Raw genomic sequence first — 16,536 nt, 5'->3', positions numbered from 1 at the left:
GCTCACATCTCGAACGACTCGTGGTGGATACGGCGAGCGGGGACCCCCGCGCCGCGCAGTGCCTCGTACACCGACTGGGCGAAGCCGGGCGGCCCGCACAGGAAGACGTCGTGGCGCTCGACGTCCGGGATCTTCCGGGCCAGGGTCTCGGCCGAGATGTCCGGGCGCTCCCCGTCCGGGCTGTTGACCGCGTACATCAGCCGGGCCCCGCGCTCGTCGGCGATCCCGGCCAGCTCGTCCCAGAGAGCCAGGTCCTGGGTGCTGTTGGCCCGGTAGAGCAGCGTGATGTCGCCGGACGCGCCGGGCAGCGTCTCGAACAGCGCCCGCATCGGCGTGATCCCCACCCCGCCCGCCACCAGCAGTACCTTGCCGCGGCTGCGGCGCTGCGCGGTCAGGGCGCCGTACGGGCCCTCCGCCCACACCCGGGTGCCCGGGGTCAGCTCGCGGAGCCGGGCGCTGTGGTCGCCGATCGCCTTCACGGTGATCCGCAGCATGTCCGGGCGCGGTGCCGCCGACAGCGAGTACGGGTGCGAGCTGAACCGCATGCCGGGCGCCAGGAACCGCCAGCGGAAGAACTGCCCGGCCTCCGCGCCCATCCGGTGCAGCCTGCGCCCGCCGATGAGCACCGACACGATGCCGGGCGTCTCCTCGATCACCGCCTCCACCCGCATCCGGTGCCGCAGGTTGAGCCGGAGGGGCGTCAGCACCCGGTACCAGAGCACCAGCGCGGTCACCGAGCCGTACAGCACGTACCAGACGGTCCTGGCGACCGGCTCGACGGCGAAGTCGTTGCCGGTGGTCAGCTGGTGCCAGAAGGTCAGGAACACCGCCGCGTAGGTGAGCAGGTGCACGTGGTACCAGGCGTCGTACGGGATCCGGCGGCGGACGGGGCCGACGGACAGGAGCCCGATGACGACCAGCAGGCCGGTGCCGATGGCGGCCTTGCCCATGTCCGGCAGCTGGTTCACGGAGTCGACCGTCTGCGCGACGATGTCGCCAAGGCCCCGGCCGGCCTGCGCCGCGTAGCCCCACATGATCAGGAAGACGTGGGCCAGGACCAGACAGAGGGTGTAGCGGCCGGTCATGGCGTGCCAGCGGGCGACCCGGTCGGAACCGACGCGCCGCTCCAGCGCCGGGACCCGGGCCATCTGGAGCACCACCAGCGCCATCAGGTACCCGGCCAGCAGACCGGTGATCCGGCCCGCGCCCAGGATCTTGCCGGTGTCGTCGGAGATGGCGGGCGTGTTGCGCCACCACAGCCACAACACGCCCGCCGCGCCCGCCCACACGGCGAGCAGCAGGGGGACGGCGGGGGAGCGGCGCGGACGGATGCGCCGCATCGTCTGACGGCGGGCGGCACGGCCGCCGGCGAGCGTGGTGGTCACGGTTCCTCCGTGGGACTCGGCCCTTGGCCCACAGATACGCGCCGTGCCGGGCGAGCGTTCAGCCCGGACCGGCGATGCCGTCCGCGTTCAGTACCGGGTGACCGCCGTCGCCCCGCCCGAGGTGCCGATGGCGATGTGCGGGCGCTCACCGGGCTGCGCCCACCGCAGGATCCGCCGCATCGCCTCCTTCGGCACTGACACGCAGCCGGCCGTCGCCCCGCGCCCGTCGACGTGCAGGAAGATGCCCGCGCCGCGGCCGCGCACCGGGCGGTCGTAGTTGAAGCCGACGACCAGGGCGTGCGCGTACTGCGCCGAGTAGGTGATCAGGTGCTCGGCCTCGGCGGCGCGGCAGTCGGCGGGGCGCGGCTCGGTCCAGCGGTTGTAGGAGCGGGACGCGTTGTCCTGGCACCACCAGGAGTTCTGGCCCACCGGTCGGTAGCGGTACGCCGTGCCGCGCGGCGCCGCCTCGATGCCGAAGGCGTACGGCAGGTCGTACAGCCCGGTCGGCGTGGTGTTCGTGCCCTGGACGCGGGTCGTCCCGTCGGTGAGTCCGCCGGAGCCGAAGCGGGCGGGCGCGGACCCGGCCGCCACCCAGCGACCGCCGTCCTGGCCCTCGCGGTCCCACCAGGTGACGGTGCCCGTGGTCGAGCCGGTGTCCGGTGCGACGGCGGTGATCAGCTGGGTGCCGCCGCCGGTGTCCGCCATCCGGTCCGGCAGCGGCCGGGGAGCCGGCCCGTCGGCGGGGGCGGCGCCGAGCAGGAGGAGGGTGGCGGACACGAGGACGGCGACGGCACCGGGGCGCATGGTTCAGACGGTAGAAGGAGGCAGCGGCAACGGCAGCCCGGGGAGGCCGTCGATGCTGGTGGCGATGTGCTCCTTCTTGGTGAAGTACGCGTCGAGCGAGGCGTCGTCCTCCCGGGCGAACCGCTTGCCGTGCAGGTCCCGGTCGCTCTCGTACGCCATGAAGGGGACGGCGTACCCGCAGGTGTCCCGGATGAGTTCGGCGCTCACGACGATCACGGCGCGCAGGCCGTGCACGGTGGGGTCGATGTCCGGGAAGTGCGTGAGCAGCTCCGGGAAGCGGGCGTCGTCGCGGAAGACCGGCTCGCCGCGGCCGTGCACCCGCACGATGTTCGGCGGGCCCTGGAAGGCGCACCACATCAGGGTGATCCGCCCGTTCTCCCGCAGGTGGGCGATGGTCTCCGCGTTGGAACCCGCGAAGTCGAGGTAGGCCACGGTCAGTTCGTCGAGCACCGCGAAGCAGCCCGTGAGGCCCTTGGGGGACAGGTTGACCGTGCCGTCGTCGGCCAGCGGAGCGGTGGCGGTGAAGAAGAGGGGCTGCGCCTCGATGAAGGCGCGGAGTCTGCCGTCTATGCGCTCATAAGTCTTTCCCATGCCTAACGATTATGGGGGCACGGGACGCGATGGGCGCCGCCGGCCTGCGAGATTGACGAAACATGCAGAGTTCTGCATACTCATGCATGACAGTGATCGTACGGTTGAGGAGCGACCCAGTGAGCAGCAACAGCGGTGATGTCCGGCTCTGGGGCGGCCGTTTCGCCGACGGTCCCGCCGAGGCCCTGGCGAAGCTGTCCGCCTCCGTCCACTTCGACTGGCGGCTCGCGCCCTACGACATCGCCGGTTCGCGCGCCCACGCGCGCGTGCTGCACAAGGCCGGGCTGCTCACCCAGGACGAGCTGACCCGGATGATCGCCGGGCTCGACCAGTTGGAGGCGGACGTCGCCGACGGCTCCTTCACCGGCACCATCGCCGACGAGGACGTCCACACGGCCCTGGAGCGCGGGCTGCTGGAGCGGCTCGGCCCCGACCTCGGCGGCAAACTGCGCGCCGGCCGGTCCCGCAACGACCAGGTGGCGACCCTCTTCCGGATGTACCTGCGGGACCACGCCCGGACCGTCGGCTCGCTGATCGCCGACCTCCAGGACGCGCTGATCGGCCTCGCCGAGGCCCACCCGGACGTGGCCATGCCCGGCCGCACCCACCTCCAGCACGCCCAGCCGGTGCTCTTCGCCCACCACGTCCTCGCCCACGCCCAGGCGCTGGGCCGGGACGCGGAGCGGCTGCGCCAGTGGGACGAGCGCACGGCCGTCTCCCCGTACGGCTCGGGCGCGCTCGCGGGCAGCAGCCTCGGCCTGGACCCGGAGGCCGTCGCCCGCGACCTGGGCTTCGAGCACGGCAGCTCCGGCAACTCCATCGACGGGACGGCCTCGCGCGACTTCGTCGCCGAGTTCGCCTTCATCACCGCGATGATCGGCGTCAACGTCTCCCGGATCGCCGAGGAGATCATCATCTGGAACACGAAGGAGTTCTCCTTCGTCACCCTCCACGACGCCTTCTCCACCGGCTCCTCGATCATGCCGCAGAAGAAGAACCCCGACATCGCCGAGCTGGCCCGCGGCAAGTCCGGGCGCCTGATCGGCAACCTGACCGGCCTGATGGCCACCCTCAAGGCGCTCCCGCTCGCGTACAACCGCGACCTCCAGGAGGACAAGGAGCCGGTCTTCGACTCCATCGACCAGCTGGAGGTCCTGCTCCCCGCCTTCACCGGCATGATGGCCACCCTCACCGTGCACCGCGAACGGATGGCGGAGCTGGCCCCGGCCGGGTTCTCGCTCGCCACCGACATCGCCGAGTGGCTGGTCAGGCAGGGCGTGCCGTTCCGCGTCGCGCACGAGGTGGCGGGCGAGTGCGTCAAGGTCGCCGAGGCCGACGGCAAGGAGCTGGACGAGCTGACCGACGAGCAGTTCGCCAAGATCTCCGAGCACCTCACCCCCGAGGTGCGCACCGTCCTCGACGTCCCCGGCGCCCTCGCCTCCCGCGACGGCCGCGGCGGCACGGCGCCCAGCGCGGTCGCCGTCCAGCTCGCCGAGGTGAAGGCGGACGTGGCGGCCCAGCACGCCTGGGCGGACGCCAAGAAGTAGCGGCAGCAGGTTGTAGCGGCAGGCCGCAGCGGCAGCCGGTGTGTCCGAGGGGTATCGCGGTTACGTTGGTCAACAGCTCAGCAGCTTCAGCAGCCGACCGAACGGAGCCCGCGATGCCCTTCGCCCGCCTGGCCACCGCAACGACCCCGACCTGCCACATCGGCCTCGGTCTCGCCGCCGTCGGGCGCCCCGGCTACATCAACCTCGACCGCGACCGTGACCTCGGAGCGGCCCGTACCGTCGAGGCGCTGCGCGAACGCACCCACGACCTCCTCGACGCCGCCTACGCGCAGGGCGTGCGCTACTTCGACGCGGCCCGCTCCTACGGGCGCTCCGAGGAGTTCCTCGCCGACTGGCTCCGGGACCGCCCCGACGTCGACGACGTGGTCGTCGGCAGCAAATGGGGCTACACCTACACCGCCGACTGGTCGACGGAGGCCGAGAAGCACGAGGTCAAGGACCACGGCCTCGCCACCTACGACCGCCAGCGCGCCGAGACCGACGCCCTGCTCGGCGACCGGCTCGACCTGTACCAGATCCACTCGCTCACTCCGGACAGCCCGGCGCTCACCGACAAGGACCTGCACTCCAGGCTGGCCGACGCCGCCGCGCAGGGCAGCACCATCGGCTTCTCCACCAGCGGGCCCGCCCAGGCCGACGCCATCCGCGCCGCGCTCGCCGTGACCGTCGGCGGCGAGCCCCTCTTCCGTACCGTCCAGTCGACGTACAACGCGCTGGAGACCTCCGCCGGACCCGCGCTCACCGAGGCGCACGAGGCCGGACTCACCGTGATCGTCAAGGAGGGCATGGCCAACGGCCGCCTCGCGGACCGCCATGCGCCCGACGTCCTCAGGGCGGTCGCGGAGGAGACGGCGCTGGGCTGCGACGCGGTCGCCCTCGCGCTGATCCTGCGCCGGCCCTGGGCGGGTGTCGTGCTGTCCGGTGCCGCGACCGTGAACCAGCTCGGCTCCAATCTGCACGCCGCCGCCGTCGACCTCGACGACGACCAGGTGGCGCGCCTCGGCACCCTCGTCGAAGCCCCGGAAGCCTACTGGGAGCGGCGCGGACAACTGCCCTGGCACTGAGCCCCGGATCCGTGACCGACCGCGAGAGGTGAGTCACGCACGCCCGGCATGAGACAAGTGTGTCTCATGTGGGTTATGGTTGTCTCATGGCCGTCGATCGTGAACAGGTACTCCGCAGCGCCGCGGCCCTGCTGACCCGGAAATCCACCGCGACCATGGACGAGGTCGCCAGGGCCGCCGGCCTCAGCCGGGCCACGCTGCACCGGCACTTCGCCGGGCGCGACGCCCTCGTCCGCGCGCTGGAGTCGCTCGGTATCGCCGAGTGCGAGGCCGCCCTGGCGGCGGCCCGCACCGACGAGGGCCCGGCGGCCGACGCGGTGCGCCGGCTGGTCCGCGAGATGGAACCCTCCGCCGGTCTGCTCGCCTTCCTCTACACCGAGAACCAGCTGTTCGAGGGCGAGGAGCAGAACGAGGGCTGGGCCCGTATCGACACCGGGCTCACCGAGCTGTTTCGCAGGGGCCAGGAGAGCGGCGAGTTCCGCATCGACCTCACGCCCGCCTGGCTCACCGAGGCGCTGTACGGCCTGCTGGCCTCCGGCGCCTGGGCGGTGGCCGAGGGCCGCGTGGCCCGCAACGACTTCACCCACATGATCGTCGAGCTGCTGCTCGGCGGCGCACTCCGGAGAGAGGAACCATGACCCGCACCCTGCGGCCGGCCCGCCCGACCGAGGCGGTGAAGCGCCCCGGCCGCTGGCTGGCGCTGTCCGTCCTGGTGCTGGCCGTGCTGCTGGTGGCCGTCGACGCGACCGTCCTCGGTCTCGCGACCCCCTACATCAGCGAGGACCTCGCACCCTCCGGCACCCAGCTGCTCTGGATCGGCGACGTCTACTCCTTCGTCATCGCCGGACTGCTCGTCTCCATGGGCAGCCTCGGCGACCGCGTCGGACGCAAACGGATCCTGCTCGTCGGCGCCACGGCGTTCGGCGCGATATCCGTCCTCAACGCCTACGCGCACACGCCCGAGGTCATGATCTTCGCCCGGGCCCTGCTCGGCGTCGCGGGCGCCACCCTGATGCCCGCCACCCTCGCCCTGATCCGCAACCTCTTCCACGACCCGCGCGAGCGCAGCCTCGCCGTCGGCATCTGGGGCGCGGCCGCCTCCGCCGGTGCGGCGGTCGGTCCGGTCGTCGGCGGGTTCCTGCTGGAGCACTTCTGGTGGGGCTCCGTCTTCCTGATCAACCTGCCCGTGATGGCCGTCCTGGTCGTCGTCGGCGTGAAACTGCTGCCCGAGTCCCGCAATCCGAACCCGGGCCCCTGGGACCTGGCCAGCGTCGCCCTGTCCCTGGTCGGGATGGTCGGTGTCGTGTACGCCGTCAAGGAGACCGCCGCCCACGGGTTCGCGTGGGCCACGCTCGGCGCGGGGCTGCTGGGCGCCGCCGCGCTCTACGGCTTCGTCCGCCGCCAGCTGACCATGCCGGTGCCGCTGCTCGACATGCGGCTGTTCCGCAACCGCGGCTTCAGCGGCGCGGTCCTGGCCGACCTGCTGACCATCCTGGGCCTGTCGGGACTGGTGTTCTTCCTCTCCCAGTACCTGCAACTCGTCCAGGGCAGGCGGCCCTTCGAGGCGGGCCTGGCCGAACTGCCCGCCGCGGTCGGCGCGGTGGCGGCCGGTCTGATCGCCGGGCGCGCGGCCCGGCGCTTCTCGGTCCGTGCCGTGGTCGCCGGCGGGCTCGCCGCCGTCGGTCTCGCGCTCGCCGCGCTGACCGTCATCGGACAGCACACCGGCTACCCGCTGCTCGGCGCGGCCCTGCTGGTCGTCGGCCTCGGCGCGGGCTTCGCGTTCACCGTCACCGCCGACGTGATCCTCTCCAGCGTCCCAGGGGAACAGGCGGGCGCCGCCTCCGCGGTCTCCGAGACGGCGTACGAACTCGGCGCCGCCCTCGGCATCGCGGTGCTGGGCTCCATCGTGACCGGCGTCTACCGCGACTTCACCGGGCCCGCCGGCACCCCGGACGCCGCCCACGAGTCGCTGGGCGGTGCGGTGGAGGCCGCCGCCGGACTCCCCGGCCCCGCCGGTGAGGCGCTCCTCGACTCCGCCCGGCAGGCCTTCGTCGACGGCCTGACCCTCGCCGCGGGCGTCGGCGCCGCCGTACTCCTGGCCGCCGCGGCGGCGTCCTGGTACCTGCTGCGGGGCCAGCGCCTGGAGGACGGGGTGGCACACCCGTAGCCGTACGGCGCGCCCTTGCCGCACGGCGTGCGAAGGCGACGGGGCGGGCCGCACACCGAGCGGCCCGCCCCGTCGCCTGCCGTGGGCGGAACTACGCCGCCTTCGCCTTGCTCGCGTACATGTCGACGTACTCCTGGCCCGACAGCCGCATGACCTCCGTCATCACCGAGTCGGTCACCGCCCGCAGCACATAGCGGTCGCGGTCCATGCCCTCGTAGCGGGAGAACTCCATCGCCTCGCCGAAGCGGACCGTGACCCGGCCCGGCCGCGGCAGACCGGCACCGCCCGGCTGGAGCTTGTCGGTGCCGATGACGGCGAACGGGACGACCGGGGCGCCCGTCATCAGGGTGAGCCGGGCGATACCGGTGCGGCCGCGGTAGAGGCGGCCGTCGGGGGAGCGGGTGCCCTCGGGGTAGATGCCGAAGACGTGGCCCTCCTCCAGGATGCGGCGGCCGGTCATCAGGGCCGCCACCCCGCCCCGGCCGCCGTCCCGGTCGACCGGGACCATGCCGACCCCGGTGAAGAACCACGCCATCAGCCGGCCCTTGAGGCCCTTGCCGGTGACGTACTCGTCCTTGCCGATGAAGAAGACCTGCCGGTCGCAGGTCAGGGGCATGATCACCGAATCGATGAAGGTGAGGTGGTTGCCGGCCAGGATCACCGGACCGTCGCCCGGGATGTTCTCCACACCCTCCACCCGTGTGCGGAACATCAGGCGCATGATCGGACCGAGCACTGCCTTGATGAACACGAAGCGGGACAACGTGGCCCTCCGGTGTCGGGGATGCGGTATGAGTCTGTGCAGGTGAGGACATTACTCGCGGCCCGGGGGATCACGCACCTCGGGTCTCCCGGGGCCGGCGCGGCCTTGACGCGTATTGACGCGTGTTCACCGGACACGGCCCGGATCGAAGCACACACGGCACCCGGTCCGCGTGAGGCGCGCCGCCCGGGCGACGCCACCGGGCCCGTGTCCTTCGCCTACCCCGGCACGCCGCCGCCAAGCCGACGGCACGCCCCCGCCAAGCCGACGGCACGTCAGCCGTCCGCCCCACACGACACCTCGGCGCACCCGCGTGTTCCGGCCGCGGTCTCCCGCTCGTCATGTACGCGCCCCTACGATCGGCGCGCACGGGACGGTCAACGGCAGGAGGGCCCCATGGGAACGCAGGAGTCGGACGAGCGGGCGGGCGGCGGCACCGGACGGCGGGCGCTTCTCGGCGCGGCGGTGCTCGGCGCGGGCGGGGCCGTACTGGGCGTGCCCGGCACGGCGAGAGCCGCCGGCACCCGGCACGGCGGCGGACACGGGGGCGGGGTCGAGAGCCTGCCCGTCCCGACCGTGATCGGCCACCGCGGCGCCAGCGGCTACCGCCCCGAGCACACCTTCGGCTCCTACGAGCTGGCCCTCGACCTGGGCGCCGACATCGTCGAGGCCGGCGATCTGGTCCCCACGAAGGACGGCCACCTCGTCTGCCGGCACGAACCGGAGATCGGCGGCACCACGGACGTCGCCGACCACCCGGAGTTCGCCGACCGCAGGCGCACCAAGCTGCTCGACGGGGTCTCCACCACCGGCTGGTTCACCGAGGACTTCACGCTCGCCGAGCTGAAGACGCTCCGCGCCACCGAGCGCATCCCGGCCAACCGCCCGCACAACACCCTCTACGACGGCCGCTGGGAGATCCCCACCTTCGAGGAGGTGCTGCGCTGGCAGAACGAGCAGACGCGCAGGCGCGGCAAGCAGGTCTGGATCTACCCCGAACTCAAGCACCCCACCTACTTCCGCAAGCTGGGCCTCGGCACCGAGGAACGCCTGGCCCGGCTGCTGCGCAAGTACGGCAAGGACCGCAAGAACTCGCCCGTCATCATCCAGTCCTTCGAGCCCACCAGCATCCAGCGGATGAACCGGCTCGTCCGCAACCCCCTCGCCGTCCTGCTGTCCGGCGCGAACAGCCGCCCCTGGGACTTCGTCGAGACCGGCGACCCGCGCACCACCGCCGATCTCATCACGCCGGAGGGCCTGAAGGAGATCGCCTCCTACGCACAGGGCATCGGCCCGACGCTCGACCTGATCATCCCGAAGGACTCCGCCGGCCGCCTCACCGCACCGACGACGCTCGTCCGCGACGCGCACCGTGCGGGCCTGATCCTGCACCCCTACACCATGCGCAACGAGAACCCCTTCCTGCCCGCGGAGTTCCGCGTGGGCAGTGACCCCGACGCCTACGGCGACGTGTTCGGCGCCTTCCGGACGTACTTCGCCACCGGTATCGACGGCGTCTTCACCGACAATCCGGACACCGGTGTGCTGGCCCGCGAGGACTTCGTCAACGACTGAGCGACCGCCCCCGGTTGGGGTGAACCTCCGGCCGCCCGGGCAACCCGCCGCCCGGGCGGCCGCGTCGACGTGCATATGACGCACGACCTGGTCACCTCCCTGCGCCCCCTGCTCACCGCCGAGGCCTCGGCCGAGGCATATGCGTCCGGAGCCGAGCCCGGCGATCTGGAACAGGCCGTCTGGCTGCGCCTGCTGGAACGCCTGGAGGCCGACGGCCCGCCCCCCGACCCGCACCGCTGGCTGCGCAGCGCCGTGCGCACCGAGGCCCGCCGCACCCGCCGCAGGGCCCGACACGAGCGGCCGTACGGGACCGAACCCGCCGGTGTCGCCGCGTACGCGGACGAGCCGGAGCGGCTCGCGCTCACCGCGGCCCGGCACCGCGCCCTGCGCGAGGCCGTGCGCAGGCTGCCGGGGCGCTGCCCCCGGCTGATGGAGGCCCTGTTGTCCCCCAGGGACCTCACATACCGGGAAATCGCGGGGGAGTTGGGTATCTCACAGGGCAGTCTTGGTCCGGAACGCTCCCGATGTCTGGGATGTCTGCGTCGATTGCTGACGCCGGAGGTTGCGGCCGGCTGAGGACGGGGATAGGAGTGGGGGACCACAGGTGATCAGGTGAGCGGGAGGCATGCGCACATGGGCATGAGCGTGACCATCTCGGCGGCGACCGAACAGGACGCCGAGCAGATCTTCCGGCTGCAGTACCTCTGCTTCCAGAGCGAGGCGGCGCTGTACGCCAACTACCGCATCGACCCGCTCGTCCAGACCCTGGACTCCGTGCGCCAGGAGGTCGCCGCCGACTGCGTCTTCGTGGCGCGGCTCGGCGACGAGGTCGTCGGCTCGGTGCGGGGGCGGGTGACCGAGGACGGGGCGGCGTCCATCGGCAAGCTCTGCGTCCATCCCCGGCTCCAGGGGCACGGCATCGGGGCCCGGCTGCTGCGGGCGGCCGAGTCCACCCTGGGCGGGGAGCGCGGCGCCAAGCGGTTCCGGCTGCACACCGGGCACCGCAGCGAGAACAACCTGCGGCTGTACCGCCGGGTCGGCTACGAGACGGTCGGGACCGCCGAGGGCGCCGACGGCGTACCCATGATCGTCCTGGAGAAGCCGGCCGGGTCGTACGCGACCACGGCCTGAGCGACCGCCGGGCCCCGGCGACCGCTACGCGGTGCGGGCCCGGCGCAGCCAGTACAGGGCCGACAGCGGCAGCAGCACGGGAATGAAGAGGTACCCCATCCCGTAGTCCGACCACACGGTGGTGTCGGCGAAGGCGGACGGCTCCACCAGTGTCCAGGTGCCGACGGTCAGCACCCCCGCCAACTCGGCCGCGCAGCACACCTGCGCGGCCTTGCGGGCCCTCTCGCCGCCGCGCACCAGGGTGTACGTGATGAACCCGTAGACGACGCCCGCGAGGGCCGACAGCGAGTAGGCGAGCGGGGCCCGGTCGAACTCGGTCGCGATCTGGTACGCGGACCGCGACACCGCGCCGACGACCATCACGCCGTACAGCCACACCAGCAGGATGCCGGGCCCGCCGATCAGCCGCTGCCCGGTCCGCTTCTCCTCCGTGGCCACCACGTCAGCCTCCCCAGATGTCGAACAGCCGCACCTCGAGGACGGCGAGGACGACACCGCCGGCCGCGACCGTCACCGAGCCCCAGCGGGTGCGCTCGGCCAGCGACATGAACCCCGCCGCCGGCACACACGCGAAGGCGCCCAGCAGATACGCCACGAAGATCGTCGTGCCCTGCTCGGGTTCCTCGCCCCGCGCCAGCTGCACGACGCCGACCACCAGCTGGATCAGCGCCAGCGCCGAGACCGCGGCCATCCCGATGAAGTGCCAGTCCTTCGTCGGCTGGTCACGGTAGGCGGCCCAGCCGCACCAGGCGGCCAGCAGCAGTGCGGCGACGCCGGTCACCAGCGTCAGGACGTCAAGCATGGCAGCGAGCCTATTACGGCCCAAAAGGCCCGCCGTCCCCGGCCCCGTAGGGTCGGGTGCATGAAGCTCCACGCACAGGCCCTCCTGTTCGACAACGACGGCACCCTCGTCTCCTCCCTGGCATCCGTGCGCCGCTGCTGGACGCGCTGGGCCGTCGAGTACGGGATCACCGCCGAGCGGTTCGGGCAGGTGGAACTGCACGGGCGCCCGGCCGCCGAGATAGCCGCCGACCTGCTCCCCGCCGAGGTGGTCGCCGAGGCCGTCGCCCGCATCGAACAACTGGAGGTCGAGGACGTGCCGGGCGGGGGCGTGCACCTGCTGCCCGGCACCCGCGACTTCCTCGACGCGCTCCCGGCCGACCGCTGGGCCGTGGTCACCTCCGCCACCCGCCGCCTCGCCGAGGCCCGGCTCGACGCCGTCGGCATCCTCCCCAAGACCCTGGTGGCAGCCGACGACATCACCCGCGGCAAGCCCGACCCCGAGCCCTACCTGCTCGGCGCCCGGGCCCTGGGCGTCGATCCCGCCGACTGCGTCGTCTTCGAGGACGCCCCCGCCGGGCTCCAGGCCGGCCGCGCCGCCGGGATGCGGACCGTGGCGTTGGCCACAACCCACCCGGCCGGCGAACTCGACGCCGACCTCGTCGTCACCGACCTCTCGGCCTTGTCGGCACTGGTCACCAAGGGCGGAGTGGAGATCGCCGTCCGGGGCTGATCGACGCGCGCCGCGAGCCGCCACCGTCCACCGCTGTCCAGTATCCGGACAGCGGTCTCCGGCCAGGGGCATACGTCTGCTTTACTGATCGGCATGAGCACCACGAGCGACCGCACCCCTGCGACCGAGGCGACCACGACGCCCGGTGCTCGTTGTATGTGCCGCCGAATGTGCGCCTTCTAGAGGGCCCCCGCACCACCTGAGTCTCGCGCCCCGAAGCGAGCGCCCCCTCGTGCCCGCCCGCGCCCGACGCGCACGCGGCCGAGCCACGCCCCGCGCACACGTTTCTCCCCGGTCCCACCGCCGTGGCGCACCGCCACCGCGAGAACCGTGCCGCGTTCCGAAGGGCCCCGAGAACCCGAAGAACAACGCCCCGTGCCCGGCGCACACCACCGCGCCGCGCACTCGACAGTGACGGAAACCCACGTGATCACCACATCGGGCCTCACCAAGGTCTATCGTTCACGCGGCCGTGAGGTCACCGCCCTGGACGGCGTCGACCTGCACGTCCGCGAGGGCGAGGTGTACGGCGTCATCGGCCAGTCCGGCGCCGGCAAGTCCTCGCTCATCCGCTGCGTCAACCTCCTGGAGCGCCCCACCGCCGGCACGGTCACCGTCGCGGGAGCGGACCTCACCGCGCTGGCCGGCCGTGGCCCCCGCGCGGGCCGGGAACTGCGGCAGGCGCGCAGCCGCATCGGCATGGTCTTCCAGCACTTCAACCTGCTCTCCTCGCGGACCGTCCAGGACAACGTCGAACTGCCGCTGGAGATCCTGGGCAAGTCCGGGAAGGAACGTTCCCGCAAGGCGCTGGAGCTGCTCGACCTCGTCGGTCTCGCCGACAAGGCCAAGGCCTACCCCGCCCAGCTCTCCGGCGGCCAGAAGCAGCGCGTCGGCATCGCCCGCGCCCTGGCCGGCGACCCCAAGGTCCTGCTCTCCGACGAGGCCACCAGCGCGCTCGACCCGGAGACCACCCGCTCGATCCTCCAGCTGCTGCGCGACCTGAACCGGCAGCTCGGGCTGACCGTCCTGCTCATCACCCACGAGATGGACGTCGTCAAGAGCATCTGCGACTCGGCCGCCCTCATGGACCGGGGCCGCATCGTCGAGTCCGGCACGGTCGGCGAACTGCTCGCCACCCCGGGCTCCGAGCTGGCCGCCGCGCTCTTCCCGGTCGGCGGCGACGCCTCCGGCGACGACCGCACCGTCCTCGACGTGACCTTCCACGGCGAGGCCGCCACCCAGCCGGTCATCTCCCAGCTCTCGCGCACCTACAACATCGACATATCGATCCTGGGTGCCGCCATCGACACCGTCGGCGGCCTCCAGATCGGCCGGATGCGCATCGAACTGCCCGGCCGCTACGAGGACAACGTCGTGCCCGTCGGCTTCCTGCGCGAACAGGGTCTGCAGATCGACGTGGTGAACGAGACGCCGGACACGCCGGACACGCCGGACACGCCGGACGCACCGGCGACACCGGCCCAGTCGGCTTCGCTGGTGAAGGAAGGTGCCAAGTGACCTGGTCGGAGATGCAGCCGCTGCTGGAGCAGGCCTCCTGGGAGACCCTGATCATGGTCGGCTGGTCCACCCTGATCGCCGTCGTCGTCGGCCTGCCGCTCGGCGTGCTCCTCGTCCTCACCGACCGGGGCGGCCTGCTGCAGAACGTCGTGGTCAACAAGGTCATCGGGCAGATCGTGAACATCGGCCGCTCGATGCCGTTCATCATCCTCATGGTCGCGCTGATGAGCTTCACCCGCTGGGTCACCGGCACCACCATCGGCAGCGAGGCCGCCATCGTGCCGCTCGCCATCGGCGGCATCCCCTTCTTCGCGCGGCTCGTCGAGACCGCCGTGCGCGAGGTCGACGGCGGGCTCGTCGAGGCCGTCCAGTCCATGGGCGGCAACACCTGGACCATCGTCCGCAAGGTGCTGGTCCCCGAGGCGCTCCCGTCGCTGATCGCCAGCACCACCACCACCGTCATCGCCCTCATCGGCTACTCCGCCATGGCCGGCACCGTCGGCGGCGGCGGCCTCGGCGACCTCGCCGTCCGCTACGGCTACCAGCGCTTCGAACCCGACTTCATGTGGATCACCGTCGCGCTCCTGGCCGTCGCGATCTCGCTCATCCAGTTCGCCGGCGACTACGCGGCCCGCACCCTGCACCGCCGCGGCGGACGCGGCGCCGCCGCCCCCAGGCTCCGGCTGCTCAGGGCCAAGGAGCCCGCCGCGGCCGACGTCGGCAAGGTCGCCTGACCGCGCCCCCCACAGACTCCCCGCCGTACCGGGCGGGGCCGCACCACCTCAGGAAAGGCACTTTTCGTGCGTAACACCGCCAAGTTCACCACCGCCGTCCTCGCCGCCGGAGCCCTCACCCTCGGGCTGACCGCCTGCGGCTCGGACAAGGAGTCCGCCACCGACGTCTCCGGCCCGCTGGTCGTCGCCGCGAGCCCCACCCCGCACGCCGAGATTCTCGACTACGTCAAGGACAACCTGGCGAAGGACGCGGGCCTCGACCTCGAGGTCAAGGAGTTCACCGACTACGTCACGCCGAACACGGCGACGGAGGACGGCTCCGTGGGGGCCAACTACTTCCAGACCCAGCCCTACCTCGACGAGTTCAACAAGAAGAACGGCACCCACATCGTGTCCGTCGTCGACGTGCACCTGGAGCCCCTGGGCCTCTACTCCCACAAGGTGAAGAAGGCCGACGACCTGAAGAGCGGTGCGACCGTCGCCGTCCCCAACGACACCGTCAACGAGGGCCGCGCGCTGCAGCTGCTCGCCGCCAACGGGATCATCACCCTCAAGGACGGCGTCGGCACCGCGGCGACCCCCTCGGACATCACCGAGAACCCGAAGAAGCTGGAGTTCAAGGAGCTGGAGGCGGCCCAGACCCCGCGCTCCCTCGACGACGTGGACGCGGCGGTCGTCAACGGCAACTACGCCATCGAGGCCGACCTGAAGCCCGCCCAGGACGCCCTCGTCCTGGAGAGCGCCAAGGGCAACCCGAACAGCAACCTCCTCGCCGTCAAGGAGGGCAACGAGGACGACCCGCGCGTCAAGAAGCTCGCGAAGCTCCTCAACTCGCCCGAGGTGAAGAAGTTCATCGAGGACAAGTACGCCGGCGCGGTCCTGCCCTCCTTCTGAGCCTCGGACCGAGGTTCCCTCCGGCCCGCCCCGCGGGCCGGACGCCGCGCCACCCACCGGGTCCGCTCCGTGCACACGGGGCGGACCCGGTGGTGTGGTTGAGTGCTTTCATGCTGCATGCTGGGCAGTTCGAGCAGGCCCTGACGGCTACACAGGTTACGGAGCGGCGCATGACGAGCACCTTCCCCAACATCTCCATCAGCACGGAGCGGTTGGTGCTGCGCCCCCTCGACGAGGACGACGTCCCCGCACTGGCCGCCATGATGAACGACGAGCAGGTCGCCGCCTGGACCCACGTCCCCCAGCCCTTCACCGAGGACAACGCCGCCACCTGGATCGGCGAGTACGCCCCCGCCGAGCGCGCCGCGGGCCGGGGCCTCGACCTCGCCGTCACCGAGTTCCTCACTCAGCGACTGGTCGGCGTCATCCAGCTGACCAAGACCAACTGGCACGTACGCTCCACCGAACTCTCCTACATAGTCGCCCCCTGGGCCCGGGGTGAGGGGTACGCGTCCGAGGCCGCGCTCGCCACCGCCCAGTGGCTCTTCGGCGACCAGAAGTTCGAACGCGTCGAGCTGCGCACCGCGGCCGACAACACCGCCTCCCAGCAGGTCGCCCAGAAGATCGGCTGCATCAGCGAAGGAGTCCTGCGCGGCGCCTGCATAGCGCGCGTACGCACCGACGACGGCGTCTGGACGGACGTACGCACCGACTTCATCGTGTGGAGCCTGCTGCCCGAGGACCTCGAGGGCACCACCGGACAGCTGACCGGCCCCGACGGTTTCACCACCTTCACCGACTGGAACTGATACACGAGGGGCGACCGCGC

At 72.0% G+C, this 16,536-nt stretch carries 18 protein-coding genes; 12 read left to right on the top strand and 6 right to left on the bottom strand.

What is annotated here, in order from left to right:
* Nucleotides 1-2: 2 nt before the first annotated feature.
* From ACH4D3_RS23010 to ACH4D3_RS23000, 3 genes are all read right to left on the bottom strand, one after another.
* Nucleotides 3-1,385, bottom strand: coding sequence for a ferric reductase-like transmembrane domain-containing protein (locus ACH4D3_RS23010; RefSeq protein WP_398324810.1), 1,383 nt, complete (start codon nucleotides 1,383-1,385; stop codon nucleotides 3-5).
* 87 nt (nucleotides 1,386-1,472) lie between these two features.
* Nucleotides 1,473-2,189: a L,D-transpeptidase gene (locus tag ACH4D3_RS23005; RefSeq protein ID WP_398324807.1), complete on the bottom strand. Its 717-nt coding sequence runs from the start codon at nucleotides 2,187-2,189 to the stop codon at nucleotides 1,473-1,475.
* Between the two features lie 3 nt (nucleotides 2,190-2,192).
* Nucleotides 2,193-2,780 carry a pyridoxamine 5'-phosphate oxidase family protein gene (locus tag ACH4D3_RS23000; RefSeq protein ID WP_398324804.1) on the bottom strand — a complete coding sequence of 196 codons (588 nt, stop codon included), beginning with the start codon at nucleotides 2,778-2,780 and terminating at the stop codon, nucleotides 2,193-2,195.
* 119 nt (nucleotides 2,781-2,899) lie between these two features.
* Between ACH4D3_RS23000 and argH the strand changes: the two genes are divergently transcribed.
* The 4 genes from argH to ACH4D3_RS22980 all read left to right on the top strand — a co-directional run bounded on the left by argH (nucleotide 2,900) and on the right by ACH4D3_RS22980 (nucleotide 7,579).
* Nucleotides 2,900-4,327: an argininosuccinate lyase gene (gene argH / locus ACH4D3_RS22995; protein ID WP_398324801.1), complete on the top strand. Its 1,428-nt coding sequence runs from the start codon at nucleotides 2,900-2,902 to the stop codon at nucleotides 4,325-4,327.
* A gap of 113 nt (nucleotides 4,328-4,440) precedes the next feature.
* Nucleotides 4,441-5,412: an aldo/keto reductase gene (locus ACH4D3_RS22990; protein ID WP_398324798.1), complete on the top strand. Its 972-nt coding sequence runs from the start codon at nucleotides 4,441-4,443 to the stop codon at nucleotides 5,410-5,412.
* Between the two features lie 86 nt (nucleotides 5,413-5,498).
* Nucleotides 5,499-6,050 (top strand): TetR/AcrR family transcriptional regulator, encoded by a 552-nt coding sequence (locus ACH4D3_RS22985; RefSeq protein WP_398324795.1) that lies wholly within the window; start codon nucleotides 5,499-5,501, stop codon nucleotides 6,048-6,050.
* Nucleotides 6,047-7,579 (top strand): MFS transporter, encoded by a 1,533-nt coding sequence (locus ACH4D3_RS22980; RefSeq protein WP_398324792.1) that lies wholly within the window; start codon nucleotides 6,047-6,049, stop codon nucleotides 7,577-7,579. Before ACH4D3_RS22985 ends, ACH4D3_RS22980 begins: the two co-directional genes overlap by 4 nt.
* A gap of 91 nt (nucleotides 7,580-7,670) precedes the next feature.
* On the opposite strand, the gene ACH4D3_RS22975 is transcribed toward ACH4D3_RS22980, so the two are convergent.
* Nucleotides 7,671-8,342: a 1-acyl-sn-glycerol-3-phosphate acyltransferase gene (locus tag ACH4D3_RS22975; RefSeq protein WP_007447704.1), complete on the bottom strand. Its 672-nt coding sequence runs from the start codon at nucleotides 8,340-8,342 to the stop codon at nucleotides 7,671-7,673.
* A 396-nt stretch (nucleotides 8,343-8,738) separates the two neighbouring features.
* Between ACH4D3_RS22975 and ACH4D3_RS22970 the strand changes: the two genes are divergently transcribed.
* The 3 genes from ACH4D3_RS22970 to ACH4D3_RS22960 all read left to right on the top strand — a co-directional run bounded on the left by ACH4D3_RS22970 (nucleotide 8,739) and on the right by ACH4D3_RS22960 (nucleotide 11,048).
* Entirely contained in the window at nucleotides 8,739-9,917 is a 1,179-nt protein-coding gene (locus tag ACH4D3_RS22970) for a glycerophosphodiester phosphodiesterase (RefSeq protein ID WP_398324789.1), read from the top strand.
* Between the two features lie 75 nt (nucleotides 9,918-9,992).
* Nucleotides 9,993-10,493, top strand: coding sequence for a sigma-70 family RNA polymerase sigma factor (locus ACH4D3_RS22965; protein ID WP_398324786.1), 501 nt, complete (start codon nucleotides 9,993-9,995; stop codon nucleotides 10,491-10,493).
* A 57-nt stretch (nucleotides 10,494-10,550) separates the two neighbouring features.
* Complete coding sequence (locus ACH4D3_RS22960; RefSeq protein ID WP_398325315.1) at nucleotides 10,551-11,048, top strand: GNAT family N-acetyltransferase; 498 nt, start codon at nucleotides 10,551-10,553, stop codon at nucleotides 11,046-11,048.
* A 24-nt stretch (nucleotides 11,049-11,072) separates the two neighbouring features.
* Here ACH4D3_RS22960 and ACH4D3_RS22955 read toward each other — a convergent pair whose 3' ends face one another.
* Nucleotides 11,073-11,489 carry a hypothetical protein gene (locus ACH4D3_RS22955; RefSeq protein WP_398324783.1) on the bottom strand — a complete coding sequence of 139 codons (417 nt, stop codon included), beginning with the start codon at nucleotides 11,487-11,489 and terminating at the stop codon, nucleotides 11,073-11,075.
* Between the two features lies 1 nt (nucleotide 11,490).
* On the bottom strand, nucleotides 11,491-11,850 hold the full coding sequence (locus ACH4D3_RS22950; RefSeq protein ID WP_115741216.1) for a hypothetical protein: 360 nt from the start codon (nucleotides 11,848-11,850) through the stop codon (nucleotides 11,491-11,493).
* A 60-nt stretch (nucleotides 11,851-11,910) separates the two neighbouring features.
* On the opposite strand from ACH4D3_RS22950, the gene ACH4D3_RS22945 reads away from it, so the two are divergent.
* The 5 genes from ACH4D3_RS22945 to ACH4D3_RS22925 all read left to right on the top strand — a co-directional run bounded on the left by ACH4D3_RS22945 (nucleotide 11,911) and on the right by ACH4D3_RS22925 (nucleotide 16,516).
* Nucleotides 11,911-12,561 (top strand): HAD family hydrolase, encoded by a 651-nt coding sequence (locus ACH4D3_RS22945; RefSeq protein ID WP_398324780.1) that lies wholly within the window; start codon nucleotides 11,911-11,913, stop codon nucleotides 12,559-12,561.
* A 426-nt stretch (nucleotides 12,562-12,987) separates the two neighbouring features.
* Nucleotides 12,988-14,079 (top strand): methionine ABC transporter ATP-binding protein, encoded by a 1,092-nt coding sequence (locus tag ACH4D3_RS22940; protein ID WP_398324777.1) that lies wholly within the window; start codon nucleotides 12,988-12,990, stop codon nucleotides 14,077-14,079.
* A complete protein-coding gene (locus ACH4D3_RS22935; RefSeq protein ID WP_398324774.1) occupies nucleotides 14,076-14,813 on the top strand; it encodes a methionine ABC transporter permease in 738 nt (245 codons plus the stop codon). The genes ACH4D3_RS22940 and ACH4D3_RS22935 overlap by 4 nt, the downstream gene beginning before the upstream one ends.
* A 66-nt stretch (nucleotides 14,814-14,879) precedes the next feature.
* On the top strand, nucleotides 14,880-15,707 hold the full coding sequence (locus ACH4D3_RS22930) for a MetQ/NlpA family ABC transporter substrate-binding protein (protein WP_398324771.1): 828 nt from the start codon (nucleotides 14,880-14,882) through the stop codon (nucleotides 15,705-15,707).
* 170 nt (nucleotides 15,708-15,877) lie between these two features.
* Nucleotides 15,878-16,516 (top strand): GNAT family N-acetyltransferase, encoded by a 639-nt coding sequence (locus ACH4D3_RS22925; protein WP_398324768.1) that lies wholly within the window; start codon nucleotides 15,878-15,880, stop codon nucleotides 16,514-16,516.
* The last annotated feature ends 20 nt before the right edge of the window (nucleotides 16,517-16,536 follow it).

Origin of the sequence: Streptomyces sp. NPDC018026, assembly GCF_044327745.1 — a bacterium.
Lineage (GTDB): Bacteria > Actinomycetota > Actinomycetes > Streptomycetales > Streptomycetaceae > Streptomyces > Streptomyces rubrogriseus.
The sequence above is the reverse complement of the archived record's forward strand: the minus strand, read 5'-3'. Positions and strand labels throughout refer to the sequence as shown.

Coding starts and splice junctions, on each gene's coding strand:
- ACH4D3_RS23005 (WP_398324807.1), bottom strand. CDS start 2,189: ATGCGCCCCGGTGCCGTCGCCGTCCTCGTGTCCGCCACCCTCCTCCTG.
- ACH4D3_RS23000 (WP_398324804.1), bottom strand. CDS start 2,780: ATGGGAAAGACTTATGAGCGCATAGACGGCAGACTCCGCGCCTTCATC.
- ACH4D3_RS22990 (WP_398324798.1), top strand. CDS start 4,441: ATGCCCTTCGCCCGCCTGGCCACCGCAACGACCCCGACCTGCCACATC.
- ACH4D3_RS22985 (WP_398324795.1), top strand. CDS start 5,499: ATGGCCGTCGATCGTGAACAGGTACTCCGCAGCGCCGCGGCCCTGCTG.
- ACH4D3_RS22980 (WP_398324792.1), top strand. CDS start 6,047: ATGACCCGCACCCTGCGGCCGGCCCGCCCGACCGAGGCGGTGAAGCGC.
- ACH4D3_RS22970 (WP_398324789.1), top strand. CDS start 8,739: ATGGGAACGCAGGAGTCGGACGAGCGGGCGGGCGGCGGCACCGGACGG.
- ACH4D3_RS22965 (WP_398324786.1), top strand. CDS start 9,993: ATGACGCACGACCTGGTCACCTCCCTGCGCCCCCTGCTCACCGCCGAG.
- ACH4D3_RS22960 (WP_398325315.1), top strand. CDS start 10,551: ATGGGCATGAGCGTGACCATCTCGGCGGCGACCGAACAGGACGCCGAG.
- ACH4D3_RS22950 (WP_115741216.1), bottom strand. CDS start 11,850: ATGCTTGACGTCCTGACGCTGGTGACCGGCGTCGCCGCACTGCTGCTG.
- ACH4D3_RS22945 (WP_398324780.1), top strand. CDS start 11,911: ATGAAGCTCCACGCACAGGCCCTCCTGTTCGACAACGACGGCACCCTC.
- ACH4D3_RS22925 (WP_398324768.1), top strand. CDS start 15,878: ATGACGAGCACCTTCCCCAACATCTCCATCAGCACGGAGCGGTTGGTG.